Annotated in this window: 23 protein-coding genes, 3 tRNA genes and 1 pseudogene; 11 read left to right on the top strand and 16 right to left on the bottom strand. The window is 66.7% G+C overall.

Annotated elements, in window-relative coordinates:
- Positions 1-17: 17 nt before the first annotated feature.
- Positions 18-1,463, bottom strand: coding sequence for an NAD(P)H-hydrate dehydratase (locus ACOGXQ_RS14485; protein WP_419944326.1), 1,446 nt, complete (start codon positions 1,461-1,463; stop codon positions 18-20).
- A gap of 708 nt (positions 1,464-2,171) precedes the next feature.
- Between ACOGXQ_RS14485 and ACOGXQ_RS14480 the strand changes: the two genes are divergently transcribed.
- From ACOGXQ_RS14480 to ACOGXQ_RS14470, 3 genes and pseudogenes are all read left to right on the top strand, one after another.
- Complete coding sequence (locus ACOGXQ_RS14480) at positions 2,172-2,318, top strand: hypothetical protein (RefSeq protein ID WP_419944325.1); 147 nt, start codon at positions 2,172-2,174, stop codon at positions 2,316-2,318.
- Between the two features lies 1 nt (position 2,319).
- Positions 2,320-2,793, top strand: a pseudogene (locus tag ACOGXQ_RS14475) (IS30 family transposase); the annotation flags it as partial.
- A 110-nt stretch (positions 2,794-2,903) separates the two neighbouring features.
- Positions 2,904-3,218 (top strand): IS30 family transposase, encoded by a 315-nt coding sequence (locus tag ACOGXQ_RS14470; RefSeq protein ID WP_419944324.1) that lies wholly within the window; start codon positions 2,904-2,906, stop codon positions 3,216-3,218.
- 885 nt (positions 3,219-4,103) lie between these two features.
- On the opposite strand, the gene ACOGXQ_RS14465 is transcribed toward ACOGXQ_RS14470, so the two are convergent.
- Both ACOGXQ_RS14465 and ACOGXQ_RS14460 read right to left on the bottom strand, forming a co-directional pair.
- The gene (locus tag ACOGXQ_RS14465) at positions 4,104-4,472 is read right to left on the bottom strand and encodes a holo-ACP synthase (protein WP_419944323.1); all 369 of its coding nucleotides are present in this window, start codon (positions 4,470-4,472) and stop codon (positions 4,104-4,106) included.
- A 12-nt stretch (positions 4,473-4,484) separates the two neighbouring features.
- Positions 4,485-8,378, bottom strand: a complete 3,894-nt coding sequence (locus ACOGXQ_RS14460; RefSeq protein ID WP_419944322.1) for an SIS domain-containing protein — start codon at positions 8,376-8,378, stop codon at positions 4,485-4,487.
- Positions 8,379-8,596: 218 nt separating this feature from the next.
- Between ACOGXQ_RS14460 and ACOGXQ_RS14455 the strand changes: the two genes are divergently transcribed.
- The 3 genes from ACOGXQ_RS14455 to ACOGXQ_RS14445 all read left to right on the top strand — a co-directional run bounded on the left by ACOGXQ_RS14455 (position 8,597) and on the right by ACOGXQ_RS14445 (position 10,544).
- Positions 8,597-8,956: a hypothetical protein gene (locus ACOGXQ_RS14455; RefSeq protein WP_419944321.1), complete on the top strand. Its 360-nt coding sequence runs from the start codon at positions 8,597-8,599 to the stop codon at positions 8,954-8,956.
- Between the two features lie 20 nt (positions 8,957-8,976).
- On the top strand, positions 8,977-9,498 hold the full coding sequence (locus ACOGXQ_RS14450; protein WP_419944320.1) for a hypothetical protein: 522 nt from the start codon (positions 8,977-8,979) through the stop codon (positions 9,496-9,498).
- A 122-nt stretch (positions 9,499-9,620) separates the two neighbouring features.
- Positions 9,621-10,544: a catechol 2,3-dioxygenase gene (locus ACOGXQ_RS14445; RefSeq protein WP_419944319.1), complete on the top strand. Its 924-nt coding sequence runs from the start codon at positions 9,621-9,623 to the stop codon at positions 10,542-10,544.
- On the opposite strand, the gene ACOGXQ_RS14440 is transcribed toward ACOGXQ_RS14445, so the two are convergent.
- The 3 genes from ACOGXQ_RS14440 to rplM all read right to left on the bottom strand — a co-directional run bounded on the left by ACOGXQ_RS14440 (position 10,535) and on the right by rplM (position 13,027).
- Positions 10,535-12,058 carry a phosphoglucosamine mutase gene (locus tag ACOGXQ_RS14440; protein WP_419944318.1) on the bottom strand — a complete coding sequence of 508 codons (1,524 nt, stop codon included), beginning with the start codon at positions 12,056-12,058 and terminating at the stop codon, positions 10,535-10,537. The genes ACOGXQ_RS14445 and ACOGXQ_RS14440 overlap by 10 nt on opposite strands.
- A 68-nt stretch (positions 12,059-12,126) precedes the next feature.
- On the bottom strand, positions 12,127-12,519 hold the full coding sequence (gene rpsI, locus ACOGXQ_RS14435; RefSeq protein WP_419944317.1) for a 30S ribosomal protein S9: 393 nt from the start codon (positions 12,517-12,519) through the stop codon (positions 12,127-12,129).
- Between the two features lie 61 nt (positions 12,520-12,580).
- Positions 12,581-13,027 (bottom strand): 50S ribosomal protein L13, encoded by a 447-nt coding sequence (rplM, locus tag ACOGXQ_RS14430; protein ID WP_419944316.1) that lies wholly within the window; start codon positions 13,025-13,027, stop codon positions 12,581-12,583.
- A gap of 268 nt (positions 13,028-13,295) precedes the next feature.
- On the opposite strand from rplM, the gene ACOGXQ_RS14425 reads away from it, so the two are divergent.
- Together ACOGXQ_RS14425 and truA are read left to right on the top strand one after the other, a co-directional pair.
- Positions 13,296-13,622: a Uma2 family endonuclease gene (locus tag ACOGXQ_RS14425; RefSeq protein WP_419944315.1), complete on the top strand. Its 327-nt coding sequence runs from the start codon at positions 13,296-13,298 to the stop codon at positions 13,620-13,622.
- A 69-nt stretch (positions 13,623-13,691) separates the two neighbouring features.
- Positions 13,692-14,477 carry a tRNA pseudouridine(38-40) synthase TruA gene (gene truA / locus ACOGXQ_RS14420; protein WP_419944314.1) on the top strand — a complete coding sequence of 262 codons (786 nt, stop codon included), beginning with the start codon at positions 13,692-13,694 and terminating at the stop codon, positions 14,475-14,477.
- A gap of 137 nt (positions 14,478-14,614) precedes the next feature.
- Here the strand turns inward: truA and ACOGXQ_RS14415 are convergent, their stop codons facing one another.
- The 3 genes from ACOGXQ_RS14415 to ACOGXQ_RS14405 all read right to left on the bottom strand — a co-directional run bounded on the left by ACOGXQ_RS14415 (position 14,615) and on the right by ACOGXQ_RS14405 (position 18,940).
- Positions 14,615-17,650 (bottom strand): insulinase family protein, encoded by a 3,036-nt coding sequence (locus ACOGXQ_RS14415; RefSeq protein WP_419944313.1) that lies wholly within the window; start codon positions 17,648-17,650, stop codon positions 14,615-14,617.
- 97 nt (positions 17,651-17,747) lie between these two features.
- Positions 17,748-18,101 (bottom strand): hypothetical protein, encoded by a 354-nt coding sequence (locus tag ACOGXQ_RS14410; RefSeq protein WP_419944312.1) that lies wholly within the window; start codon positions 18,099-18,101, stop codon positions 17,748-17,750.
- Between the two features lie 200 nt (positions 18,102-18,301).
- On the bottom strand, positions 18,302-18,940 hold the full coding sequence (locus tag ACOGXQ_RS14405) for a LuxR C-terminal-related transcriptional regulator (RefSeq protein ID WP_419944311.1): 639 nt from the start codon (positions 18,938-18,940) through the stop codon (positions 18,302-18,304).
- Between the two features lie 420 nt (positions 18,941-19,360).
- Here ACOGXQ_RS14405 and ACOGXQ_RS14400 point away from each other — a divergent pair, with 420 nt between their 5' ends.
- Together ACOGXQ_RS14400 and ACOGXQ_RS14395 are read left to right on the top strand one after the other, a co-directional pair.
- Positions 19,361-19,978, top strand: coding sequence for a superoxide dismutase (locus ACOGXQ_RS14400; protein ID WP_419944310.1), 618 nt, complete (start codon positions 19,361-19,363; stop codon positions 19,976-19,978).
- Between the two features lie 157 nt (positions 19,979-20,135).
- Positions 20,136-21,074 carry an acyl-ACP desaturase gene (locus tag ACOGXQ_RS14395; protein WP_419944309.1) on the top strand — a complete coding sequence of 313 codons (939 nt, stop codon included), beginning with the start codon at positions 20,136-20,138 and terminating at the stop codon, positions 21,072-21,074.
- A 228-nt stretch (positions 21,075-21,302) separates the two neighbouring features.
- Here the strand turns inward: ACOGXQ_RS14395 and rplK are convergent, their stop codons facing one another.
- From rplK to ACOGXQ_RS14365, 6 genes are all read right to left on the bottom strand, one after another.
- The gene (gene rplK, locus ACOGXQ_RS14390; protein WP_419944308.1) at positions 21,303-21,755 is read right to left on the bottom strand and encodes a 50S ribosomal protein L11; all 453 of its coding nucleotides are present in this window, start codon (positions 21,753-21,755) and stop codon (positions 21,303-21,305) included.
- A gap of 34 nt (positions 21,756-21,789) precedes the next feature.
- Positions 21,790-22,593: a transcription termination/antitermination protein NusG gene (gene nusG, locus ACOGXQ_RS14385; RefSeq protein WP_419944307.1), complete on the bottom strand. Its 804-nt coding sequence runs from the start codon at positions 22,591-22,593 to the stop codon at positions 21,790-21,792.
- A gap of 20 nt (positions 22,594-22,613) precedes the next feature.
- A complete protein-coding gene (gene secE, locus ACOGXQ_RS14380) occupies positions 22,614-22,922 on the bottom strand; it encodes a preprotein translocase subunit SecE (RefSeq protein ID WP_419944306.1) in 309 nt (102 codons plus the stop codon).
- 81 nt (positions 22,923-23,003) lie between these two features.
- Positions 23,004-23,077 (bottom strand) — tRNA-Trp (locus tag ACOGXQ_RS14375).
- Between the two features lie 107 nt (positions 23,078-23,184).
- Positions 23,185-23,258: transfer RNA gene (locus tag ACOGXQ_RS14370), tRNA-Met, on the bottom strand.
- 171 nt (positions 23,259-23,429) lie between these two features.
- Positions 23,430-23,502 (bottom strand) — tRNA-Thr (locus ACOGXQ_RS14365).
- A gap of 85 nt (positions 23,503-23,587) precedes the next feature.
- Between ACOGXQ_RS14365 and ACOGXQ_RS14360 the strand changes: the two genes are divergently transcribed.
- The gene (locus tag ACOGXQ_RS14360) at positions 23,588-24,100 is read left to right on the top strand and encodes an N-acetyltransferase family protein (RefSeq protein ID WP_419944305.1); all 513 of its coding nucleotides are present in this window, start codon (positions 23,588-23,590) and stop codon (positions 24,098-24,100) included.
- A 26-nt stretch (positions 24,101-24,126) separates the two neighbouring features.
- Here ACOGXQ_RS14360 and ACOGXQ_RS14355 read toward each other — a convergent pair whose 3' ends face one another.
- Entirely contained in the window at positions 24,127-25,041 is a 915-nt protein-coding gene (locus tag ACOGXQ_RS14355) for a 1,4-dihydroxy-2-naphthoyl-CoA synthase (protein WP_419944304.1), read from the bottom strand.
- Between the last annotated feature and the right edge of the window lie 171 nt (positions 25,042-25,212).

The raw sequence follows: 25,212 nt of genomic DNA, 5'->3' as shown, positions 1-25,212 counted from the left end.
CGGCGCCGGCGCCCCAGTCATGAGCAGCTCGATTCCGCGCTGGAGCCAGCCAGACCGGCGCGCGCCACTTCCAGCAGCTCGACTTGGCGCATTGCGGTGAGCGGCGTCATCGCCGCGGTGGCCTCACGGTCGTCACAGGTGGCGGTGCGGCCATGCCAGTGGGCCGCTGCTGCCACCGCCATCGCCGTTCCGTCGGGGTCGTGCTCTGCCGACAGCACTGCCGCGATGACCCCGGTCAGCACATCGCCCGAGCCCGCCGTCGCCAGTCGTGCACTGCCCGAGTTGACCGCGAACACCGCCGGCGGCATTCCCGCAGCCTGCGGGCGGGCCACCAACGTCGTCGGGCCCTTCAGCAGGACGATGGCGTCGAGCGAGGCGGCGGCCTGCCGGACGGCCTCGAAGCGGTCTGGCGCAACACACGACGCGCCCCTCAGGCGTGCGAACTCCCCGTCGTGCGGCGTGAGCACCGTCACCGTGCTGCGGGTCCGCAGGCACTCGGGATGGGTGGCGACGGCCGTGAGCGCATCGGCATCGACCACCAGCGGCAGCGGGCACTCAGAGATGAACTGCGCCATCTGGGCCATCGACGTTGGGTCCGTGCCGACGCCCGGCCCGATGGCGGCGACATCGAAGCGCTCGATTCCCTCCAGCGCCGGTGCAGCCCAGTTGCCAGGTCGCAGATCTCGGGCGACCGCCTCGGTGGGGCGGGCAATGTCACCCGAACGCACACCCGGTGAGCTGATGACCACCATGCCGGCACCCGCCTGCTGTGCTGCGGCGCACACCAGGGCACCGGCCCCCCGCATCTGCGGCGAACCGGCGATGACCCGCACAGATCGGCGCCACTTGTGCGCCGTTGGCTCCAGATCCCCCAACACGGCGCTGGCATCATCGTCGGTGATGAGCCACGCCCCCGCATCGCTGGTGTCGAGACCGATCGGCGCCAAACGCACATCGCCGGCTGCTGCAGTGCCGGGATGCAGCAGCAGACCCGGCTTGAGCGCGCCGAACGTGACCGTCGCCGCCGCGGGCCAGCAGCCGTGGTTCTCGCCCGTGAGCGCGTCGATGCCGGAAGGGATGTCCACCGCCAGCACCGGTACCGCAGGCGGTCGATCGGCGCCCCACGGACCGCGCAGTCCGGTGCCATAGGCCGCGTCGATCACGAGATCGAGCCGGTATGCGCCCGATCCGGTACCGGCCGTGATGACATCCAGTGCTTCGGGCGGCGTCGCGACCCGGCAGCGCACGCCCCACCGCTGCAGCACCGAGGCGGCGACCCGGCCGTCGGCGCCGTTGTTGCCCTTGCCTGCGGCGACCAAGGCCCTGCGCCCGTAGGTTCCGCCCATCAACTTGCGGGCCTCGATGGCCGTCTCGCCGCCGGCGCGTGCAATCAGCACGTCAGTGCCCTCGGGCGCTGCTCTGTCGATCTCGGCCATCTCCGCCGGGGTCACGATCGGCAGCACAGCGTCACCCCCCGCTCATTGGGGCTGCTGGTATGAAAGGTCTCGGAGCCAATGGAGAGGCTTTCCGACACTCAGTCCAGCAGTGCTCCTTCAGCCACCTGCGTGCTCAGACTCTATGTCCTAAAGCTGGTCACGAATACGCAAGCTGTGAGTCGCGATGGCTCTGGCCGCGCGCCGTGAGTGGTGAGCAGCGAACACGAGACCCAGCAGACTTACCGCGAACAGACCAGGATTCTCGGACCCGCCTATGAGGTGACATCAGCCCGGCTTGACTGGCAACCCTGCATCAGGAGGCTGGAGGTCGTCGGACGCAACGCGGACACTGCGCGGTAGCCCCGTGAGCAGGTCGCGGCCAGAGACAGCGACTGAACTCGGCCGTGGCCATTGGCTTAGGTGAACCAGAACAGCTCGAGCGCTCTCTTCGCTCACGACCAGAGATGCATTCTGTCTCATCCAGTCCCGTACGCGCTGCTGCGAAATCGACATCTGCCCAATCTCAATCTCTCAACGTAGATCCACCGCCCTTGGCGGTTGGGTGTCACGCGCCATGGCCGTTCCATCAACAAGCAGCATCAAGCGCGTTGCACCAGCGAGGCACCACGACAACCATAGATGGAATGAGACAGGGCGGACTCCACCGGTGGTTGCGAGTGATCGGTCATGATGACCGGTCTTGCAGTACAGCAACCACCAGTGGAGGTGTCCAGTATGGCAGCGAGGCTGTGCGCGTTGGAGCGCGCCCATGTTGAGGCGATGAGAGCGGCGGGGGCGAGTGTCGATGACATCGCCGGCAAGCTCGGCCGGGGCTTTGATCTGAGCGACTGCAGCTGCGACGCCGACGGCGAGTGTCGATGACATCGCCGGCAAGCTCGGCCGGCATCCGTCGACGGTCTATCGGGAGCTGGGCCGCTGCGGCGGGGTCGAGGGCGCCTACGACGCGCGAGCGGCGCAGGCCGATGCGCAGCTGCGGGCGCAGCGCCCCCGGGCGGCCAAGCTGGAGGCGGACCCGGCGCTGGCGGGCGAGGTGAAGGCCAGGCTGGATATGTGCTGGTCGCCGCACGCGATCAGCGCCGACCTCGCCGACGCGGGTCTGGGGGTGTGCGCGGAGACGATCTGCCGGGTCGTGTACAGCAGCTGCTGGCTCGGCGACGACGCGTGGAAGAGCCTGCCCCGCCAGCGGCGTTGCCGCAAGCCGCGCAGCCCCGGCGCCCGCAGGCCCAGCCCGCTGGACGAGTACCGGCCGATCAGCGAGCGGCCCGCCGCCGCAGCGGACCGCTCCGAGCCGGGCCACTGGGAAGGCGACCTGATCGTCGGCGCGGCGGACAAGACCGCGGCGGCGACGCTGGTGGAGCGCGCCAGCCGCCACACACTGGTCGTGGGGGTGCCCGAGGGGTACAGGGGTACACAGCCCCCGCTGTCGCCGCAGCGGTCACCGCCGCGTTGGCCCCTCAGCCCGCTGCGCTGGTGCGCACCCTCACCCGGGACCAAGGCCGCGAGATGGCCCGCTGGGCCGACATCGGGGCAGCGCTGGGCATCGAGGTGTTATTCTGCGAGCCTCACAGCCCCTGGCAGCGGCCAACCAACGAGCAAACCAACGGGCTGCTGCGACGCTGGCTGCCCAAGAGCACGCCCTTGGACCTCAACCCCCTGCGGCTGTCGATCATCGAGGACAACCTCAACTGGATGCCCCGCCGACTCCACAACTGGCAATCAGCCGCCGACATCTACACTCAACTCAGTCGCAGCCACCGATAGAGCTTGCCCAAGTGTCCCGTCGGCCGGTCAGGCGGTTGATGCGGAGGTGGTTCCCGCAAGGCGTCGGTAGCCGGCTTCACGTTCGTCGGGCATTCGGTTGTCCAAGCTGGTGTGGAGTCTAGTGGTGTTGCAGCGGGTGAGCCATTCGAAGATCGATCGGCGGGCTGTGGCGCGGTCTGGGTATCGGCGTCGGTGGAGGAGTTCCTCGTTTAAGGCTGGAGAAGAACGCATCAGCGACGGCGTTGTCCGCTGAGGAGCCGACGCGTCCCACCGATTCGGCCAGTCCCCGGCCGGCGGCGGTCCCTTGGAGCCGGACGGCGAGGCATCGAGAGAATGGCGGGATCAGAGGTGCCACACCTAATGGCGCCCGTTAGCCGCGGCAGCCGAGCAAGCGCCAATCGGTCATTTCCCAACCCATCGACAATCTCCTAGCTGAGGTGGTGATGACTGAGCCATATCCCGAATTCCGCCAAGACGTGGCTTGGCTCGATACACAGCTGCGATCAGCCCTGGCGACGGCAGGCGCATCAGCTGGGCTGACCCAGCCCGAATCACCAGATGCCATCTTCGACATTCCATGACCAGTGGACATGTAGATGTTCGTTTTCGCACGCATGCTGTACACAGGGCCCCTGCAGAAAACGATCGTACTGGCTTCTGCCTCATCGTCGATATAGTCCCAAAATACATGTGAAATACTGACGGTGCACAGAACCACAGAAGAAGATCTCAGCGCCCGCGAACCCAATGCCCCAGTAGCTCCTCCGTCAAGAAGACCATGAGCACCAAGGGCGTCACGTACTTGCCTAAGGTCACTGGCGCTGACCACTCCAGATAGATGATCGTCGCCAGATCCCACGTCGAAGTCTTCGATCGGCTCCGATCTCATTGCGCCAGCACCATGGCGGCCGCCACCGAGTCGGTGTGGCTGAGTGACACCTGCCAGTCAGCGAGCCCGGCGGCGGCAGCTCGCTTCGCAGCGAGACCATGCAGGACCAGTTCCGGGCGGCCGTCGGGATGGCGAATGACCTCGATGTCGCGGAACTTGCACGCGCCGAGTCCGACGCCCAGCACCTTCATCACCGCCTCCTTGGCGGCGAACCGGGCAGCGAGCCGGGTGTCGGAATCAACGGTTGCCATCGCATACGACAGTTCACCTTCGGTGAACAGGCGCAGACGCATGCCGGTGCGCCGCTCCAGCACGGCTGCGAAACGCCGGACATCCACCAGGTCGAGCCCGATCGCAGTGCTCACGCGCCCACGGTCCTACTCCCCCGGCTCTCCCAGCCAATGCTCGGCCAGCACGTACACCGGGCGGGTCAGCAGATCGAATACGTCGAGGGTCCCGAGCAGGTCGTCCCGGAACCACGGCAGCGTCTCGGTCACGGCATCGGCGAGCGCGCCGTAACGACCGCGGTACCCCATGAGCACCGAGCGCATCGCCGGCGCCGCCAGCCGCTCGACGAATCGGCAATGCAGCAAGGTGAGACCGGTGGTGCTGCCGTCCTTGGTCTCGGGGATGTGAAGCACGGTTCGACCATCGCTGCCGCGGGCTACGGTGACCTCACGCTCGAAGGCCGCCCGGTGCTTGCTGCCGCGCAGCTGCGGGTTGGCAACCGTCCGCGACTCGATGCCGAGCGCGGTGCCGCCGCGATCGGTCAGCCAGATGGTGACCTCGGGACTGCTGGCCGAGCTCACGTCGCCCTCGATGCGGTAGCGCGACCAGCCGGTGACCTCGGCGACGGCTGGATCGAGCGCCGACAGCGTGCGCAGTGCGGCGTACGAGAGCTGATCTCTGGGCGCTCCGGCATCGAGCGCCGCAGCAACCAGCACCGAACTGAGCAGCGTCTCGTCAGCCCGTGACGTGCCCACCGTGACGGTCTTGGCCTGGTGCTTGATGGTGTCAATGGGTCGGGTGAGCTCGTCGATGGCGATGTTCAGCGCGTCGGTGAAGTCGTCGATGACCACCGACGGCCGACCCACCTTGCCGAGATCGACCTGGTACATCTCGAGCGGCGCCAGCCCGGCGGCGTACCGCAGCACGGCACCGAGACGCGCCGCCGTGCCCGCCCGCAGATGACCGTCATAGCTGCCGGCACGCACGCCGTCCCGGAAGCGATTGGCCGGGGGGCGCAGGCGCTCTGCTAGCACGGCGAGCAGGTCTCCCTTGTGGCCCCCGGCCGCGAGCGATGCGTCAGCGCTGCCGGTGGCTGCCAGCAGCGACTCAGTGGCGGCACGCATCTCGCGCAGCGGATCGGCCAGCGCGTCGATCGTCAGCGCCGCCTCGTAGCCGTACAGGTGACCAGCAGCCGTGGCCAGCAGGAAGTCCACCGCCGGGTGCACGGCGGGAACCTCCAGCAGTTCGGCGGCGGCGTCGAAGCGGCCGGTGCCGACGGAGGCCACCACGATGGGCGTCGCACGGTGTGCGCGGTAGATCGCCACTTCCTTCGCAGCATCGTCGGCGACCGAACCGGTGAGGCCCGTCGCACACACCCAGATGAGTGGCTCGCACGAGAGATCGATGTGCTTCTTGTCCTCGGTGCCGTCCTCGGCGACGGCGTGATAGCAGACCTCGGACAGCTTGATTCGGATCTCACGTGACGCGATCCGGTTTGCGCCGTTGCCCACCACGGCCCAGTGGCGGTGGGCGCCCACATGGCGCCGAGCGATCCGGGCGATCTCGTCGTGCGATGCGAGCACAGTTTCGAGTGCGGCGGGCAGTTTGCCGAGTCCATCCAGCAGAGTGCTGATCGCACTCGTCGTCACGTCGTCGTCGGGACGGATGTCAGCGGCGATGGCGGCGGCGAGCAGCGCGCACGCCGCAACCTGTGCGTAGAACGCCTTGGTGGACGCCACCGACATCTCCACATCGCGGCCGTCGGAGGTATAGATCACGCCGTCGGCCCGATCGGTCAGGTCGCTGCCGCGCCGGTTGACGATGGCGACCACGGCGGCGCCCCGGGCACGAGCGAGATCGACGGTGCGATTGGTATCGGTGGTGGTGCCGGACTGGCTGACTGCCACCACCAGCGTGTCGGACAGGTCGGCGTGCAAGCCAAAACCGCTGAACTCGGTTGCCAAGGGCGCGGTCACCTCAACGCTGCGAAGTGTGCGCGACGGTGCCAGCAGGGTCTCGAAGAAATGCGGGAGCGACGACGCTGCCGCCGCCGCCGTGCCTTGGCCGATGGCAACGATGCGACGGATGGAGCCGTCCCGCAGCCGGGACCGAACATCGGCAGGCAGGGCGTCGGGCCCCAGCCGGGCGTGCAGCAGCGGGTCAGCTGCGGCCGTCTCGCCGGGGCCACGCAATGCGGCCGTCTCGCCGGGGCCACGCAATGCGGCCGTCTCGCCGGGGCCACGCAATGTGGCCGTCTCGCCGGGGCCACGCAATGTGGCCGTGTCGATTCGGCCACGCAATGTGGCCGTGTCGATTCGGCCACGCAATGTGGCCGTGTCGATTCGGCCACGCAATGTGGCCCGGAGTGATCGGGGGGCCTCGCCGATCTCCTTGAGCAGGAAGTGCGGGTAGTCGCCCCGGTCGATGTCGCGGGTGGTGACCTCGGCAGTGACAACGTCACCCGCTTCGACTGGCAGCTCGGTGCCGTCGTAGGAGAAGCGTCGCAGAGCAGAAAACTCGGCCGGCGACGGCCCCCCGTCGGCTGAGAGCAGTGGCGTGCCGACCAGCATGATCTGGCCGCGGCTGCCCACGGGGTTCGCCTGGTCAGCCGGCGTCTCGCCGTCGAGGCGCACGTAGGTGCGGCATTCCTCGACCAGGCCGTACGGCTCGCTGGCGACCACATAGGACGGGCCCGTGGTACCCACGTACAGCGCCTGCCCGCTCCCGCGCAGCGCCAGCGCCACCACGTCGGGCACCTCGGAGACATGCGCCGCAATCGCGACCGAACCCTCGAAGCTGCTGACGGCATCAGCGAAGGCTTGCCGGAGCTGCTCAGACCCAGCAGCCGAACGCTTGCCGTTCCAGCCTGCGGCGAGCGCCTGGCGCAGCATCGTCGGGATGACCTTGGCGTCGGTGGTGATCTCGGGCGCAATCGCCAGGCGCTGCTGCGCGATCAGGTCGGCGTAGTTGTCCACGTCGCCGTTGAGCACAGCGGCGACATGCGCGACGTCGCCGCCATCGGACCCAGCGACATGCGGCACGTCGCCGCCATCGGACCCAGCGACATGCGGCACGTCGCCGCCATCGGACCCAGCGACATGCGCGACGTCGCCGCCATCGGACCCAGCGACATGCGGCACGTCGCGGCCATTCGAACCACTCCAGGCGTCAAGAGGGTGCGTGTTGGGCACCGAGACGATGCCGATGCTGGCCCAGCGGGTGTGGCCGAGTACCACAGTCTCGGCGCCATCGGCACACAGCGCCCAGCGCAGCAAGCTGTCCTGACGGATCTGCGCGCGCAGCACCGCCGTGTTGTCGCCAAGTTCCCCGATTTCGGAGGCGGTCTTGTACACGAATGCCAGTCCGCTGCCGGTGTCGCGCGCCGCACCGGCGCCGAATAGCGGGTCGGTAAGCCGACCGCCGTGCGCACGGCGGGCAGTGTCGCCATCGGCGTCGAGGCGAGCGCCTTGGACGAACACCTGCAGCCCGGCCGAGTCGCGCCCTCGTACTTCGAGCCGGTCTAGTGCGGACAACGCAACCTGGATCGACCAGAGCCCACCAACGGCTGCGGGCGGGGGCATGCCGCCCCAGAGCCCGACCACCTCCCGGGCCATCCGCAGGCGGTCTCGACGCAACGCGAACGCGTGATCCTTCGCCTCGCTCAAGCAGGCATTGAGGCGCTCGATGCGGTCGCCCTCGTCACCGGGGAGCACATCGCCAGCATCGACAGCCCGGTCGATGTCGATGATCAGTGCATCCACGTTCGCCAAGACCGTTTCGATGTCGAGCACGCATTTGGCGTCGGAAACCAGCAAGCGCAGGCCGGGCAGCGATCGCAGTGCCTCGTCGGCGTCTCGCAGCGCCGCCGCGGCGGCTTCGAGCTGCTCGGCCATGTCGCGACCGTCAGCGGGCGTGTCTGGGTCGCCCTCGGCTAGTGCCGCAGCAAGCAGGTCCGATGCGTCGTGGAGCTGCGGAACGACCTCGGAGGCCTCCAACGCAACCCGGTCATCGCGGCGGCCGATGACGGCCACAATCCCGCACACAACAGCGAGGGTACCGAGCACCCAACGGCCACTTCGCCGGACGTCTTCCGGCTTGATGCCAGCGAGAGTCGCTGTCCGCTACTTGCGTGTCGCGATGATGCCGCTAGAAGCCTCGATCTCGGCAGCCCAGAGCCGACTGTCCCCCAACAATGCAGGCGGTACGGCCCTCAGCCGTACCTCAGCCGTGACTCCGACCGGCCGGGTGGCAGACTGTGCGCATGGAGTTGAGCGCCGAGGTACGGCAGCGTCTCGAGACGCTCAATGGCGAACTTCTCAACGAGCCTGACTCGCCCGTCGTGAAGTACTTCGCATTGCAGGCCGACTACGACTTCGACGGCGAGTGGATCGCCCTGATCACGTTGCAACTGGAGGAACCCGAGGACAGGGACGAGGCTTGGCCTCACGCTCAACTGGAGCGCCTTCGGGACCGGGTCTGGGATGCCGTCGGTGACATCGTGACTCCAGACTGCCTCTTTCGGACGCCCGAAGAAATGCGAGAGATCGAACATCAGCGGGGCGAGGATCTGTCTGCCGACCCGCCGCCGAGATCCCGGCGAGCTTCGGGACTCGCCAGGTAGCAGCGCTTCATACTCAAGTCATGGCCAAGTCTGAACTTGAAGGCACGTCACTGCTGCAAGTAGCGCGAGATCATCTGCCGACAGGCCGCGGCCGACCACGTCCCGCGCTGCTTCGGCGGGTCATCTCGACTGCGTACTACGCAGGCTTCCATGCGCTCGCGAATGAAGTCACCACGCACGTCGGAAACGAGGAAGCGCAACTCGCGGCGCGACGGTTGATCGCGCACACCAACATCCGGGGTGTTTGCCGCAGCCTCCTGCAGTCGCGCACCATTCCTTGGATGACTGGCGAGCCTGCGTGCCATTCAGATCTTCTGCGATTCGTGACCAGCTTCGAGGCGCTCTATCTGGCCCGTATTCGCGCCGACTACGACCATCGGTACCACTGCACCAAGCGCGACGCCGATGACGCGATCTCGAATGCCCAAGGCGTGATCGATGCACTCGCCGCAGCTGCGACCAGCTGTCGGGAGCAACTCGATTTCGTGGCCATCGCCGTGTTGGCTGACGACCGCAACCGGAAGCACCTGCGCGTCTCGTAAGCGAGGTCGGCGCCGAACGCCTGGAATCTGAGACTCCGAAGAATCTTCGAGGGTCACCGGCGGCGGGAGTGGAGGCTGCGTGATTAGATATGTGAACCTGCTCACACATTGGGGGTATCGCCATGGCAATCACGGGAGTCATGCGAGCTGGCTACGTCCAGATCCGCTCCACCGACATGGAAGGCTCGATCGTCCACTACCGGGATCGCGTCGGCCTCAGCCACGTCGGGACCGGCGATGACGGCCGCGCCTACTTCAAGGCGTACGACGAGTTCGACCATCACAGCGTCATCCTGCGGCCAGCCGAGGAGCCCGGCATGGACTTCATGGGTTTCAAGGTGCGCAACGACGCCGATCTGAGCGAGCTGACCGACAAGCTGTACGCCCACGGCATCGAGGTGGACCACCTCGAGCCCGGCTCACAGCCGGGGCTCGGCCGCGTGGTCAGCTTCCGGATCCCAGCGGGACACACCATCCATCTCTATGCCGAGATGGCCATCGCCGACAAGACGCCTCCGACGCACAACCCCGATGTGTGGGATGAAGAGCCCCGCGGCATGCGGGCCACCCGCATGGACCACTGCCTGCTGTACGGGCCGAACATCGCCGAGACGGTGGAACTGTTCACCGAGGTACTGGGCTTCGAAGTGTCCGAGGTCGTCGTGGCACCGGACGGCTCCTATGTGGCGCCCTTCCTGAGCTGTGCCAGCAAGGCCCACGATGTGGCGTTCGTCGCCGCGGAGGAACCGGGCATCTTCCACCACGTGTCGTTCTTCCTCGAGAGCTGGAACGACGTGGCGCACGCCGGCGACGTCATGAGCCGGTACGACATTCCGGTCGATATCGGCCCGACTCGCCACGGCATCACCCGCGGCCAGACGATCTACTTCTGGGATCCGTCCGGCAACCGCAACGAGGTGTTCGCCGGCGGGTACATCTACTTCCCCGATGTGCCTCAGAGGACCTGGGATGCCGAGCAGCTCGGCAAGGGCGTCTTCTACGTCGACCGCCGGCTCAACGAGGCGTTCCTGAACGTCTACACCTGATCCCGCGCTGCATCGGCGGCGCTGCCCGAACTCACCAGCTCGACGAGAAGGTCCGCGAGGGCCGTCGCGTCGCGCTCCGCTGTCGCTTCGACCATGACCCGGATGACCGGCTCGGTGCCGCTCGGGCGAACCAGCACTCGCACGTCCGGGCCGGCCGCAGCACTCAGCTCGTCGATCGCACGCCGGGTGTGCCCATCCAGAGATCCGGTCGCGGCGGGCACATTGAGCAGCACCTGCGGAGCCTCAACCATGGCTGCGCTCGCCAGTTCGGCGCTCGCCAGCGCCGAGCCACCAGACACCGCGGCACTCGTACGCCCCGGCTGGGCCGCACCGCGGCGAGCCACCAGGTCGGCCAAGTGCACGGCGCTGCGCAGCCCGTCGCCGGTCGTGGCCTCATGGCGGAAGATCAGGTGACCTGACTGCTCGCCTCCCAAGCTGTACCCGCCGGCGTCGAGGACTTCGAGCACGGACCGGTCCCCTACTGCGGTCTCCACGAGGTTGATGCCTGCCACAGCCACGGCCCGGCGCAACCCCAGGTTGGACATCACGGTGACGACGAGCGTGTTGTCGACCAGCAGACCCCGCTCCGCGAGATCCACCGCAAACAGCGCCATCTGGCGGTCGCCGTTGATGAGGCCGCCCTCGCAGTCGACGGCAATCAGCCGGTCGCCGTCGCCGTCGAAGGCGAGCCCGAGATCTGCATCCTGATCGGTCACCGCTGCTTGCAATGCCGCCGGGTGGACCGAACCGCAGCCGTCATTGATGTTGCGACCGTCGGGCCCGCAGAACAGTGCAGTGACCTGCGCACCCAACCGACGCAGCACCGCAGGCGCCAGCAAAGCGCTCGCCCCGTTCGCGCCATCCACGACGAGGTGCAGCCCGTCGAGCATCCGCCCGTCGATGGCGTCGCGCAGCGACGCCTCGTAGTCCGCCAGCACGCGAGATGCGTCGCCGACGGGTGCGGATCCGGCCGCTCCAGAGACCAGCTCACCCCGGCGCGCCACATCTGTGGCCGAAGGGCGATCGCCGTGGATCAATCGCAGATCATCGAGACACTGCGACACAGCCGACTCGGCAGCGTCGTCCAGCTTCGTGCCGCCGGGTCCGAACAGCTTGACGCCGTTGTCATGCCACGGGTTGTGGGAGGCGGAGACCATCGCCCCGGCCGCACCCGCCGCCTCCGCTGCGAATGCCACGACCGGGGTGGGCACGACGCCGAGATCGGAGACATCAGCACCCGTCGCTCGCAGGCCCGCAGCCAGAGCGCGCGAGAGGGCAGGACCCGACTCGCGGGTGTCGCGGCCGATGAGCCATCGGCAACCCCGCGCACCGCCCGACAATGCCCGGTTCGCCGCACGACCGAGTGCATGCACGACGACCTCGTCGATGTCGCTGAACGCCCGCCCTCGAATGCCGTCCGTTCCGAAGGCGATGCGCCGAACGGTACGGGTTCTCGCGCTGACGCCAGTTGTCTCCCGCTCTTGCTCGCTGCGCTCACGGGCCGCTCGGGCCACGGCTTCGCCTCCCGGCTCAGCCTCGGAGGCGGCAACCACGTCTGGCTGAGCTGCTAGCGCTTGGAGTCCTATCGCTTGGAGTATTGCGGCGCCTTGCGGGCCTTCTTCAGCCCGTACTTCTTGGATTCCTTGATCCGAGCGTCGCGGTGCAGCAATCCCGCCGACTTCAGCATCGGCCGCATCTGTGGATCGAGCACGAGCAGCGATCTGGCGATTCCCAGCCGGATCGCACCCGCCTGTCCCGCCACTCCGCCGCCGTCGACCGTGGCGTCCACGTCATAGGTCTCGGTGGTCTCGGTCAGCCGCAGCGGCTCGGTGATGTTCGTGCGGTGCACCGACGAGGTGAAATACTCGTCGAAGGGCCGACCGTTCACTGAGATGCTGCCGCTGCCGGGCCGGAACCTCACCCGGGCAACGGCTCGCTTGCGGCGGCCGGTGGTCTGCGTCAGCGGTACGGGCACGAACTCTGTGTCTTTCTCGTCGGAAATCGCGTAGCGATCGCGATGTCGGGGATCGTCGGTGTCAGCGGGCCATGGCGCCGGGCAGCGGCAGCGCTTGCGGCTGCTGGGCAGCGTGGGGATGGTCGGGGCCGGCGTACACCTTCAGCTTGCGCAGCTGGGCCCGGCCGAGGCGGTTGTGCGGCAGCATGCCCCGGATCGTCCGCCGGACCGCATCGGCGGGCCGGCGAGCCAGCAGATCGCCGTACTTCTCGCTGCGCAGGCCGCCGGGGTAACCCGAATGGCGGTGCACGAGCTTCTTCGTGGCCTTGTCGCCGGTCAGCACCACCTTGTCGGCATTCACCACCACGACGTGGTCGCCGCAGTCGATGTAGGGGGCGAACGCGGGCTTGTGCTTGCCACGCAGGATCTGGGCGACCTCGGTGGCCATCCGGCCCAGGACCATACCGTCAGCATCGACAACGAACCATGCGCGCTCGATCTCGGATGCTTTGGGGGCGTAGGTGCGCACGCTGGAACTCCGCTTGAGGTCGGCCCCGAACTGGGTTCGGTGGGGCGAACGGCCCCGTGAGGCTACCGGCGAGCAGTTGGCACACGTCGGTGCGGAAGCGCTGGATCGTGGCGATGAACTCGAGCTCCGCCGCAGGAGTGGATCGCAGCACCGAGCACAGCTCGATCAGCTGCCAGCAAAGTTGCCGCTCTTGCGTCACCTGCAGCAAAGGAGCGCTGCGGCCGCGAGTAGCATTGCAGCGAGTCACATCCTAGTAGCAGGAAATAGTATGAAAATTTCCAAAGAATGTTCCCAGAAGGATGTCGACACGAAACTGCTGACCGCCGACGACCTGCTGCGGCTCCACAGCGAAGGAGTCCGCGGCGAACTCGTCCGGGGGGCGCTCCACAAGACCATGTCGACAGGACACCGCAACGACGCCATCGTCACGAGACTCATCGCTCGCTTGTCCAACTTCATCGCGCCGCGTGGACTCGGTTCGATGGTGGCCTCCGACTCGGGCGTGTGGCTCGAACGCGATCCCGACACCGCCTCTACCGCAGCCGAGAAGATCCCGCTCGACGCTGTCTTCACGCACCGCAGCCCAGCTGCCTGACGCTTGCCTGCGCAATCGGAGTCCGGACTCGCCTGCTCAGAGTCGGCAGCATGTGACGGCACATGCCCCGTGCGGACAGTGCGGCTGGATCTGGCCTACCGCGGCACGGGCTTCCGCGGCTTCGCGGCCAATGAAGGCGTGCGGACCGTCGCCGGCGACCTCGCCAGCGCGCTGGAGCAGATCACCGGTGAAGCACCCGCACTCGTCGTGGCCGGCCGTACTGATGCGGGCGTCCATGCCACAGCGCAGGTGGTGTCGTTCCGTATCGGCGGCGAGGGACTCCGGCGGATCACTGACGGGACACCGCAGGACACCGGACTCGACCGCCTCGCGTCATCGCTCAACCGCAGAGTCAATCCGGACATCGCGATAACGGCGGCAGCACTTGCCGATGACGATTTCGATGCACGCCGATCAGCGACTGCTCGAGCCTATGAGTACCGCGCCCGCAATGCGGCCCATCCCGATCCCCGCTTCGCGGATCTCGAATGGCATGTGCGCGACCGCCTCGACCTCGATCTCATGAACGCAGCAGCGCGCCACTTTGTCGGCGAGCATGACTTCAGATCGTTCTGCCGACGGCCGAAGGACCGTCCCGGTGCCTCGCTGGTGCGCACCGTCACCCGAGCCCAATGGCATGCTGACGGCGCTCTGCTGCTGTTCGACATCGAGGCAAACGCCTTCTGCCATCAGATGGTGCGTGCAGTCGTCGGGCACTGCGTCGCCGTGGGCCGCGGCGACCGGTCAGCCAAGAACGTTCCTGCTGTGCTTGCAGCACGCGACCGGCATGCCGCGGCGCCGATCGCGCCGCCACATGGACTGACACTGGTCGCGGTCCGCTACACGGACGCCTAGCAGGCTGCTGAAATATGCAGGTCTGGCCGGAAGCGCAAGCCCCTGACCTGCGGGTTTGCAACTGGACACCGCCTGAGAATCGACTTTTTCAGCATCCTGCTAGCGCCGCCGATACAGCGGCCACAGGTTCGAGACAGCTACTGCTCGGAGCGGAACACCTCGATGCGGCTGTCGAGGTTGAAAAACAGCGCTATGTGCTCTTGCACCTCGGCGGCTGTGATCTCCTCGAGTACCGCGCGCCGCTGAGCAGGCGTGCCGACGTTGCTGTCGTCGGCGTGGTGGCGCCGCAAGAGCGGGTTGACGATCAGGGCATTCGTCTCGAGCACGTAGTTGTCCCGCGTCACCGAGATTGCCTGCTGCAAGTCGCGGTCGGCGGGACCGTTGGCAATCAGCTCCGCCAAGGTCGCGGCGATGGCGGCGTGACTCGCCTCGAGTCCATCCGACGGCCCGGAGGCGCTGATGCGTGCCGTCCACTTGCCCGTGGCATCCTCGGGCGAGACGGACGCCGCGACCGAGTAGGTGTCGCCGAGCTGCTCACGCACCTGACCGACCAGCAGGTCATCGATGATCGCCACGGCCACGTCGGCAAGGACAAGCGCCTTCGTGGTGAGCGCCGTTTCCGCACCGAACACCATGTCGAGACCAGTCGAGCCCGAGTCGGCCTCGACTGGAATCGTGATGGGCCGGACCCCGGTCGGGAAGCCCGGGTTGTGGTCGGTGAACGTGTCATCAGGGCCGGCGGGCAGCGTGCCGATGTAGCGCGCCGCCAAGTCCGCCACCGTGGCCCGGTCGATGTCGCCGACAACGGCCACCAAGAGATCGTCCACATCGCTCAGCCGGGCCTGGTAGAGACCGAGCAGAGATTCAGGGGTAGTGGCGTCGATCTGATCCTGAGTGGCAATGAACTGGTACCAAGGACTGCCTTGGAACTGCGCTTCCAGCAACGCCAGCTCGGAGATCCACTGCGGGAAGGTCTCAGCGTTCGCCAGACGGGTTTGCATCGCTTGGATCTGCTCGTTGACCGCCACCTCGGTGATGCGCGGCTCGGTGACGTACAGATGCATCAGCGAGAAGAGTGCCTCGAGGTCGTCCGCCCCCGTAGCGCCCGAGAATCCCTCGGAATGCTGAGCGATGAAGGGACTCACCCGAGCCGTGGTCGTGGCCAAGTACTCGTCGAGCTGCGTGGCGGTCGCGTCGCCGACGCCGCTCGAAGCGACCGCGCCGACAGCATGGCGCACCAAGGCCGAGTCGCCTACCGACAGCGACGACCAGCCGCCCAGGCTCTCCGCCACGACCGTCACTTCGCCGGCGGCGATGTCCGATGGCACGAAGACCACCGTCGCGCCGTTGGGGAACTCCCACTCATAGGCATCGTCGAACAGGCCAAGCGACTGTTCGGCGGTGGGCGCTGCCGGATCCGGCCGTGCCATGAGCGCGTCGATGGCCTCTTGAGCTTCCGGCGGTGCAAGCGGAACGGCCGCGTCCACTGCGGCACGCAGTTCCTCCGCTGTCGGCACATCTGCCGGGTCGGGCCCGATCGACACCACCAGCGGCGGAGCGATCTCCAAGATCCAACGCAGGTGCGCGGTCAGCTCTTCGATCGTGTACGAGTCGAGCAACGCGCTGAGCCGGGCCACCCGCTCCGCCGTCGATGAGATGTCGGCACCGCTCAGGAAATGCCCTGCATAACCGAAGGAGTACTCCCGGTCCTGCCGGGTCTCCTCGCTCTCGAGCTGAAACTCGAGCGAGGTGCGTATCGCGCTCACGGCTTGGTCGAACTCTGCTTGGGCGAAGCCGAAGTGAGCCGCGCCGTGCACCACCGAGATGTAGTCGGTGGTTGCCTGGTTGAGATCAGGGCCTTGGTAGTTCGTGCCATACAGGCGCAAGCCGCGTGCGGCGGGAAATGCGCTGAAATGCGGCTCGGTGGCTTGTGACAGCTGACCGGCTTGGAATGCGGCGTCCAGCCGAATGTCGAGCATGCCGGCGATCAGGTTCTCCATCAACCGAAGCCGCTCGCCCCCGACGGTTCCCGCGGGCCATGCGGGCAGCTGCCAGTCCAGCGAGATGTAGATCGGGCCGTGGTCGGGGTGCGTGACCACATCGGTCACCGGCTCGTCCACGAAATCCGCAATGAACGCAGACCGATCGGGCTGCGGCGGCGCCACCGGCGTGCGCGGCGCCAGCTCCGCGAAGTAGTGCTCCACCAGCGACTCCATCTCGGAGACGGGCAGGTCGCCGACCACCACGACAGCCATGTTGTCCGGGCGGTACCAAGTGTCGTAGAACTCCCGCAAGACCTCCGCTGTCATCACCGCATTGGATTCCTCGCTGCCGCCGATGAGCATGCCCTCATAGACGGTTCCCGAGTAGTAGATGGCGTCGAGGAAGTTCGAGATCCTTCCTGACGCCGACTCGTCGCGCAGGCGGTACTCGTCCTGGACGATCCCTCGCTCAGCATCGACATCGGCGGGCAGGAGCGTGGCCGCTGACGCCCACTCCGACAGCACCGTGAAGCCGAGGCCGATCGCCCCGGGGTGGTCGAGCTTGAAGTCGAGGATGTAGACGGTCTCATCCGGACTGGTGTAGGCGTTCAGATCGGGTCCGAAGTCGGTGCCGAAGTCGCGCAGCACCTGCGTGAGCTCGTTCTTCGAGTACCGCTCGGTTCCGTTGAACATCATGTGTTCCAAGAAGTGAGCGGCACCCTCCGCGCCGTCGGGATCGAGCACAGCCCCCGCATTGACGACCAGATGCATCATCACCGACTTTCCCGGTGAGTCGTTCGAGCGCACGTAGTACGTGAGGCCGTTCGCAAGCTCGCCGATCAGCACCTCCGAGTCGACCGGCAGCGGCGTCGGGTCCGGATCGCCGGGCTCGTAGTCGCTGAACTCGCCCAGATCGACCGGCTCGCCGGCCAGAGGCGCCTCGGACGCATCGGCAGCATCCGGCTCGGACTCGTCCGCAGGCTCGGACTCGTCGGCGGCATCGACGGGTTCCGCTTCGGATTGCGCTTCTGGCGCTTCTGGCGCTTCTGGCACCTCGGTCGCCTCGGTCGCCTCGTCGTCCACTGCATCTGGTTCGGCGATTGCGTCGGGCCCGTCGGGAGCGCACGCAGCCAGCGCCGCAGCGATTGCAAAGATCAGTGCAAGAAGTCGGCACCAAGGGGCTGGATTCATCGGAAGACTCGTCTTTCGTCCGAAGGCATGCGGTACAGGACGGTACTCGCGGATCAGCCGTCAGCGACCTGCATAAGGGCTGAACGCTCAGGCGATCTCACAGCGTTCGCAATCGCTCCAAGAACTGCTCCACAGACCCGGCGCATGCCTCGATGTCCGCCCGGGACATGGCCTCGGACCAGTCCTCGCCGTCGTCAGCCACGATGGCAGGCAGTGCCGTGGCAGCAGCGAGCTGGGAGGCAGTCGCCTTGTCGCGGTGGACCAGCTCAAGCTGGACGGGCGAGTCTGCACACGCCTGCTTCCATGCACGCGAACCCAAGGGGTTCCAGCCATGGGTGATGTCGCACAGAGCGCAGCGGCGACGGCCTGTCAGCTTGGCGAATGCGTACCCGAGCTCGCCTGCCAGACTCCCGTCTGCATCGTAGATGCCCACGAACCGCATGCGTCTCATGTCTCGAAAGCGTCCTCAACAGCTTCCGCCTCACCGGTCGCTGACCGGCCCGCGGGCTTCTCGATGCGGGCTGCGAGCGAACCGGCTCACACCGTTCTGGCCTCGGTCGCCAAGCTGCACCAGTTCTCGAACTGTTCTTGACTGGCGACACGAAACAGGCGTCCAAGTCCCCTGTCGAGAATTGCCGACGCCACGACAGTTCAGGCTGAGTTGTGATCAAGCGTGAGCAGGCCGTGCTGCATGGCGACGACGACTGCGTCAAGCTTGGTCTTGGCGCCGAGCTTGCTGCGCAGGCTGCGGACATGGTTGCGGACGGTGTGCACGCTGATGCCGAGCCCTGTCGCGATGCTGTCGGTGGGGACGCCGACAGCGACAAGGCGCAAGATCTCGGCCTCGCGTCCAGAGAGCACGCTCGGCGCCGCAGGTCGGCCGGTCCCGTCGGAACCCTCCGGCGGAACCTCGGGAGCGACAACTCGGGCTGATGCCCCGGACTGGGTATTGAAGCCAGCGGCCAGACTGGCAGCGGGGCTGTCATCGAACAGGTACACCGACAGCATGTCGCTGGACTGGCCGAGGCCGTTGCCGGGAGAGCCAACGAAGAGGTAGCCGGTGAGAGGAACCGACGAGATCGACATGCCGTTGCGAGACAGCCGAACTGCGATGCCGGCAAGCACCTCGGACAGCGGTCGTCCCGCGACCTCGGATGCGAGCATGCCCGCGATCTGCTCGGCCCTGCGGTTCCAGAACACGACTATGCCGTCAGACGATGCTGCGCATACCCCAAAACGAGCGACGGCAAGCAACTCGAAGAGGTCGTCTCGCCTTACATTGACGCTCAATTCTGCCCCGCGATCGCTGCTTGGATGCCGCGGCGTCAAAGAACCCCGCAGCGCGTTGTATCGCCATTATAGACCTTTGACCTGCCAATACCCATTATTCGGTTCATCACTTGTCACTATTGTTGCGGCAAGCATATGTCAACTCGTCTTGGGTCATGACGGACCGCGTGAGGTCTTGACCCTCGGGGCGTTGTCGGTGCGTTGTCGGGCGGGTTCAGCACAGCAGCAGCGTCGGGGGATGCGGCGACGCCGCTAACCGCGTCAGCGATGCCCTGAGCCAATCCCCGGCCCTGCGTCGCGGAGGACGCCGGTCTGCCGTGCCCCGGGGTCTTGACGACGATCCACGAGTCGAGACAGCGCAGGCGGCAAGCAGTTGAGTGCTGGCATACTCACTTGGGCCTTCGACCGCGTGGTGCTCAGATGACGATTCAGCTTCCTGACCTTCCGTATGCCCCCGATGAACTGGCGCCGCACATCAGTGACCGGACCATCAGCTTCCACTACGGCAAGCACCATGCCGGCTATGTCAACACGGTCAACAACGGAGTTGCCGGAACGCCTGATGAGGCTCGTTCGCTCGAGGATCTGGTGCGCTCGCTGCCGGCGGGCGGGCTGTTCAACGCTGCGGCTCAGACATGGAATCACAACTTCTACTGGCGCTCGATGACGCCGGGCAGAGGCGGCGAGCCTGACGGCAACCTGGCAGCGGCGCTTTCGGCCAGCTTCGGCAGCGTCGACGCTTTCCGAGCCGAGTTCGCAGCCGGGGCGGTCGGGAACTTCGCTTCAGGCTGGGGCTGGCTGGTGTTCGATGCAGCCGCAGCCGACGCTGGCTCTCTGCGCATCGTTCAGACCGATGATGCCCAGACGCCCCTGACCGGCGAACTGACGCCGCTGCTGGTGATCGACGTGTGGGAGCACGCCTACTACCTCGACTACCAGAACGCCCGGGCCGCCTACGTGGATGCCTTCGTCGAGCACCTGATCGACTGGGAATTCGCCTCGGCCAACTACGCAGCGGCCCTGCGCGCTCACGCCTGAAACCTCGACCGAGTCCTCGGCCTGCAGTCATCGGCGTGAGACTGCCGGAGCGAGCGGCGGCCGCCAAAGCTTCGCTCCGCAGCACGCAGGCGGCCGTGGTCTGCGACGTGGATATCGGTCGTTAGGCTGAGCCGCTCATGGTGATTGGCGGTGCCCGATGCATGTAGAGGCCGATATCCAGTCGCTCGCCGATCTTGAGCCGACGGTCGAGCGACTCTTGGCGCGGCACCTGCGGCAGACCAAGGAATGGCATCCCCATGCACTGGTGCCATGGAGCCGGGGAGAGGATTTCGCGCCTGACTACGAATGGTCACCCGACGAGGCGAACCTCACCCCGGAGGCTCGCAGCGCCCTGTTCGTGAATGTGCTCACCGAGGAGAACCTGCCGTACTACTTCCGTGACAGCGAGCGGCTGTTCGGCCGGGAGGGTGCGTGGGGAGAGTGGGTCCGCCGCTGGACGGCCGAAGAAGGGCGGCACGGCCGGGTCATCTACGACTACCTGTCCGTCACCCGCGCGCTCGACCCCGTGGCACTGGAGCGGGCGCGCATGGCGCAGGTGCAATGCGGGCAGGTACCTCAGCCCCCGAGCCTGCTGGAGGGCCTCGCCTACGTGACGTTGCAGGAGTTGGCCACCCGCATCGCGCACTTCAACACCGGGCACCACATCGACGACCCCGCCGGCAAGGCCATCATGCGACGAGTCGCCTTCGATGAGAACCTGCACTTCCTGTTCTACCGGGACGTGATGAGCGCCGCCGTCGAGATAGATCCCTCCGGCGCGGTCGTGGCCATCGCGAACCAAGTGCAGAGCTTCGCCATGCCGGGAGTGGGCATCACCGACTTCGACGCTCATTCGCGCATCATCGCCGAGGCCGGGATCTACGACCTAGCCATCCACCACGACCAGATCCTGCAGCCTGTCGTGCTGCGCGACTGGAATCTGCCGGGGCTGACGGAACTCTCCGGGATGGCCGAGGCAGCTCGCGAACGGCTCATAGCGCTGATCGAGCGGATCGGCCGCGTGGGGCAGCGCCTTGCCGACCGCTATGCGGAAGCGCGAAGCTCGCTGCATCGCAACGCCGCTCTCGCGCGTTAGAGCGTTAGCCCGACAGGCACATTCGCGCTTGCGCGGATGGTGGCCGTGCGAGCGCAGCCCATCATGACGGCGCCAATGATCGCAAGATCGGGACAGACCAGCGGTGATGTGGTGCCCAGCGGTGATGTGGTGCAGCCGCGGGCCCGGCCCGGCAGTGCGGTGCTGACGACGTCCGCCGCCGAATCCACGGTTTCACCGACCACGTTCACCAACGGGGTGCGGGCCGGCTCAGCCGGCGATTTCGATGCCCATCGAGCGTGCGGTGCCGATCACTTGCAGCTTGGCGGCCTCGATGTCGCGGGCGTTGAGGTCGGCCATCTTGGTTCGCGCGATCTCAGCGACCTGGGCGTCGGTGACATACGCGACCGTTTCGCGGCCCGGGTTCCCGGCCGCCTTGGAAAGGCCCGCAGCCTGGCGCAGCAGCACCGACGTCGGCGGGGTCTTGGTCACGAACGCGAACGACCGGTCCTCGAAGATCGTGATCTCGGCGGGCACGATCGTGCCTCGCTGGCTCTCGGTCCTGGCGTTGTAGTCCTTGCAGAAATCCATGATCGCCACGCCGTGCGGACCCAACGCGGTGCCCACCGGCGGCGCGGGCGACGCTTGGCCCGCGGGGATCTGGATCCTGACGACCGCAGCGACACGCTTGCGCCTCGGTGCCCGTGCTGCGCTGTCTGCCATGCTGTGCTCCTGAAACTGCGAGTGCGCCCGCTGCTCAGATCTTCGCGACCTGGACGAAATCGAGCTCAACAGGAGTCTCCCGACCGAAGATGTTCACCAGCACCTTGACCTTCAACTGCTCCTCATTGATCTCGATCACCTGACCCTGGAAGTCCGAGAACGGACCCTCCTTGACGCGCACGCTCTCGCCGATCTCGAAAATCATCGACGGCTTGGTGCGACGCGGCATCTCGGGGCCCTCATCGGGCTCCGCCAAGAACGCCTCGACATCCCTGCGACGCAGCGGCGACGGCTTGCCGCCGGGCCCCGCGTACCCCGTCACGCCCGGCGTGCTGCGAATCATGTGATGCGCCTCGTCGCTGGGACGACAGCGAACCAGCAGATAGCCCGGGAACACCTTCCTCTTGGCGACCACCTTGCGGCCGCCCTTGAACTCAATCACATCCTCCATAGGAATCGCGACCTCATGAATCTGATCCTCCATGTCAAACGACCCGACCCGAGCCTCAAGATTCTGCCTGACCTTCTTCTCATAACCCGACTGCGTATGCACAACGAACCAACGGCCGGGCCGGTCATAAGGCGAGACCCGCTTCGGTTCAGGCTCCGGGGGAACGAGCAACTCATCCTCGGTGAGCACCCCACCAAGAACGCCCTCGCCCGCAGCGGACCCGTCGACGCCCTCAACAGCACCGACGTCGTCAGCGGCCCCGGCCCCTGCCAAGACGGTCGCCGTCCGCGCGCCCAGCAAGCGGCGAGCCGCAGCCATCGGATCGGACCCAGCACCAACACCAACAACAGCATCGGCACCGGCATCGGCATCGGTCAGGTCACTCATGTTCATCAGCCCGGTGTCCGTCAATTCACATCAAAGAGGCGCAGCACAGCCTCGCCAAGAACCCAGTCGAACCCCGCAATCATCGCCGTCAGCACCACGATCGTGACAAAGACGACAACCGAGTAGTTGACCAGCTCAGAACGAGTGGGCCAAATGACCTTCCTCAGCTCGGAGCGAACCTCGCCCACGAACTGAGCAGGACCCGCCCGCTCAGACGACGGCGAAACCGACGACGCCTGGCGCCGCTCACGCCGTCCCGAAGGCGCGCCGTCCGCCGTCACCTCACCCTGACGCTGCAAATGACGGCGAGTCCGTCGGTTCATGGCCATCAGGAATGTCTCCGACTCAAACTGCCACAGATGCCAACATAATCAATCCGCCCAGCTGAAGCTCACCAAGCAACGGAAGCGCAGGGCAGGAGGGACTCGAACCCGCAACCGCCGGTTTTGGAGACCGGTGCTCTACCAAATTGAGCTACTGCCCCCAGCATCGGACGCACCGCGAACGGCACGCACATGACACAGACGCAGGCCGAACGTCCGCCACAACAGACTACCAGCAGCCATCTGAACCGCGTTCTCGAGCTTGCGGTAGCGGGACTGGGACTCGAACCCAGGACCTCACGATTATGAGCCGTGCGCTCTGACCAACTGAGCTATCCCGCCGAAAAAGTGCTGGCGAATCCTACCGATACCAACTCACGCGGCTCCCACCCAGGACCTCACGATGCTGCGCTCATGGCGGCGACCGCAAGCGGCCGCCGCTGCCGTGCGCTCTGACCAACTGAGCTATACCAACTGAGCTATCCCGCCATGGTGTGCCGCAGGGCAGCGGCGAGCCCCGTGCCGGAATCGAACCGGCGACACCAGCCTTACCATGGCTGTGCTCTGCCTACTGAGCTAACGGGGCGACGCTCGTGCGCCATCGCCAGCGATGTGCGCCGAACAGTGTGGGGTCCGGAGTGTATCTGCGGCCCTTCGGTAGCTTCGCTGCCATGCGAACCCGACTGGCCACGATGGCCGATGCCGATGCGATCGCGGAGATCTACAACCGCGAGGTCACCGAGGGCACTGCCACCTTCGACATGGTGCCCCGTTCGTCGACCGAGCAGGCCGCCTGGATGCGGGCGCACTCGGGCGCCTATCCGTGCCTCGTGGCGGTGCCTGACACCGACGACGCGGAGCCCAGCGACACGGTGCAGGGCTGGGCGTGCCTGTCGCCCTACCGCACCCGCCCGGCGTACTCGACCAGCGTCGAGGACTCCGTCTACGTGCATCGCGACCACCACGGTCGCGGCGTCGGCAGCCTGCTGCTCGGCGACCTGATGGCACTCGCCGACGACCACGGCTTTCATGCAGTGTTCGCCCGGATCGCCGACGCCGGCACTGCGTCGGTGGCTTTGCACGCCAAGCACGGCTTCGAGCCCGTCGGTGTCGAGCGAGAGGTAGGCCGCAAGTTCGGGCGTTGGCTCGACGTCACGCTCATGCAGCGCCTGCGCCCCGACTGAGGCTGAGCCGGCAGGCCAAGCCGTGGTCAGAAGTGCCAGGGGAACTGCTTGTATTCGGGGTCTCGCTTCTCGAGGAATGCGTCACGGCCCTCGGCGGCCTCGTCGGTGCCGTAGGCCAGCCGGGTGGCCTCGCCTGCGAACACCTGCTGGCCCACCAGGCCGTCGTCAATCAGGTTGAAGGCGAATTTGGCCATGCGCTGCGCCGTGGGTGAACGGGAGACGATCTCGGCCGCCCACTCCAGCGCCACCGACTCCAAATCCGCGTGGGGCACTACCGCGTTCACGTCGCCCATGTCGAAGCGTTCTTGGGCCGTGTAGGTGCGGCCGAGGAAGAAGATCTCGCGGGCCTTCTTCTGGCCGATCTGGCGAGCCAGGTAGGCCGAGCCGAAGCCGCCGTCGAAGCTGGCCACGTTGGTGTCGGTCTGGCGGAATCGGGCGTGCTCCTTGGAGGCGATCGTCAGGTCGCTCACGACATGCAGGCTGTGGCCGCCGCCCGCAGCCCAGCCGTTCGCCACGCAGATCACCACCTTCGGCATCATGCGGATGAGCCGCTGGCACTCCAGGATGTGCAGGCGGCCGGTTCGAGCCGGGTCAATGTCGTCAGCGGTTTCGCCATCGGCATATCGGTAGCCGTCGCGGCCGCGGATGCGCTGATCGCCGCCCGAGCAGAAGGCCCAGCCGCCGTCGGCGGGCGCAGGCCCGTTGCCGGTGAGCAGGATGCAGCCGACATCAGTCGTCATGCGAGCGTGGTCGAGCGCCCGGTACAGCTCGTCGACGGTGTGCGGGCGGAAGGCGTTGCGCACATCGGGCCGATCGAACGCGATCCTGACCGTGCCGTGCTCGTTGGCGCGGTGGTAGGTGATGTCGCTGAAGTCGAGTCCGTCGACCGCGCTCCAACGCGACGGGTCGAAGATGTCCGAGACGTGTGACAAGAACGGCATAGGAAATCCTGGGCCGGCGGCGTGAGGACAAGTGAGGGCACGGTATTGGATCGAGCCGTGGTTCCCGCCGTTGCGCGGCCCGCGGCCGCCCGGCCCGGCTGCGGGGCTGCGTGCGAGACTGCGGCCCAATCATCGGGAGACTGCCCCCGACCAACGCGCTCACCGAAGGGA

This window comes from Candidatus Poriferisodalis sp. (genome assembly GCF_965208485.1).
Lineage (GTDB): Bacteria > Actinomycetota > Acidimicrobiia > Acidimicrobiales > Poriferisodalaceae > Poriferisodalis.
Note: the sequence above shows the minus strand (reverse complement) of the source record. Positions and strands in the feature narration are given on the sequence as shown.

Bases quoted from the DNA above. Each gene is read 5' to 3' on its own strand.
- ACOGXQ_RS14395 (WP_419944309.1), top strand. From the start codon at position 20,136: ATGCATGTAGAGGCCGATATCCAGTCGCTCGCCGATCTTGAGCCGACG.
- ACOGXQ_RS14425 (WP_419944315.1), top strand. From the start codon at position 13,296: ATGAAAATTTCCAAAGAATGTTCCCAGAAGGATGTCGACACGAAACTG.
- secE (WP_419944306.1), bottom strand. From the start codon at position 22,922: ATGGCCATGAACCGACGGACTCGCCGTCATTTGCAGCGTCAGGGTGAG.
- ACOGXQ_RS14400 (WP_419944310.1), top strand. From the start codon at position 19,361: ATGACGATTCAGCTTCCTGACCTTCCGTATGCCCCCGATGAACTGGCG.
- ACOGXQ_RS14355 (WP_419944304.1), bottom strand. From the start codon at position 25,041: ATGCCGTTCTTGTCACACGTCTCGGACATCTTCGACCCGTCGCGTTGG.
- ACOGXQ_RS14415 (WP_419944313.1), bottom strand. From the start codon at position 17,650: ATGAATCCAGCCCCTTGGTGCCGACTTCTTGCACTGATCTTTGCAATC.
- ACOGXQ_RS14410 (WP_419944312.1), bottom strand. From the start codon at position 18,101: ATGAGACGCATGCGGTTCGTGGGCATCTACGATGCAGACGGGAGTCTG.
- ACOGXQ_RS14450 (WP_419944320.1), top strand. From the start codon at position 8,977: ATGGCCAAGTCTGAACTTGAAGGCACGTCACTGCTGCAAGTAGCGCGA.
- nusG (WP_419944307.1), bottom strand. From the start codon at position 22,593: ATGAGTGACCTGACCGATGCCGATGCCGGTGCCGATGCTGTTGTTGGT.
- ACOGXQ_RS14445 (WP_419944319.1), top strand. From the start codon at position 9,621: ATGGCAATCACGGGAGTCATGCGAGCTGGCTACGTCCAGATCCGCTCC.
- ACOGXQ_RS14455 (WP_419944321.1), top strand. From the start codon at position 8,597: ATGGAGTTGAGCGCCGAGGTACGGCAGCGTCTCGAGACGCTCAATGGC.
- ACOGXQ_RS14480 (WP_419944325.1), top strand. From the start codon at position 2,172: ATGGCAGCGAGGCTGTGCGCGTTGGAGCGCGCCCATGTTGAGGCGATG.
- ACOGXQ_RS14360 (WP_419944305.1), top strand. From the start codon at position 23,588: ATGCGAACCCGACTGGCCACGATGGCCGATGCCGATGCGATCGCGGAG.
- rplK (WP_419944308.1), bottom strand. From the start codon at position 21,755: ATGGCAGACAGCGCAGCACGGGCACCGAGGCGCAAGCGTGTCGCTGCG.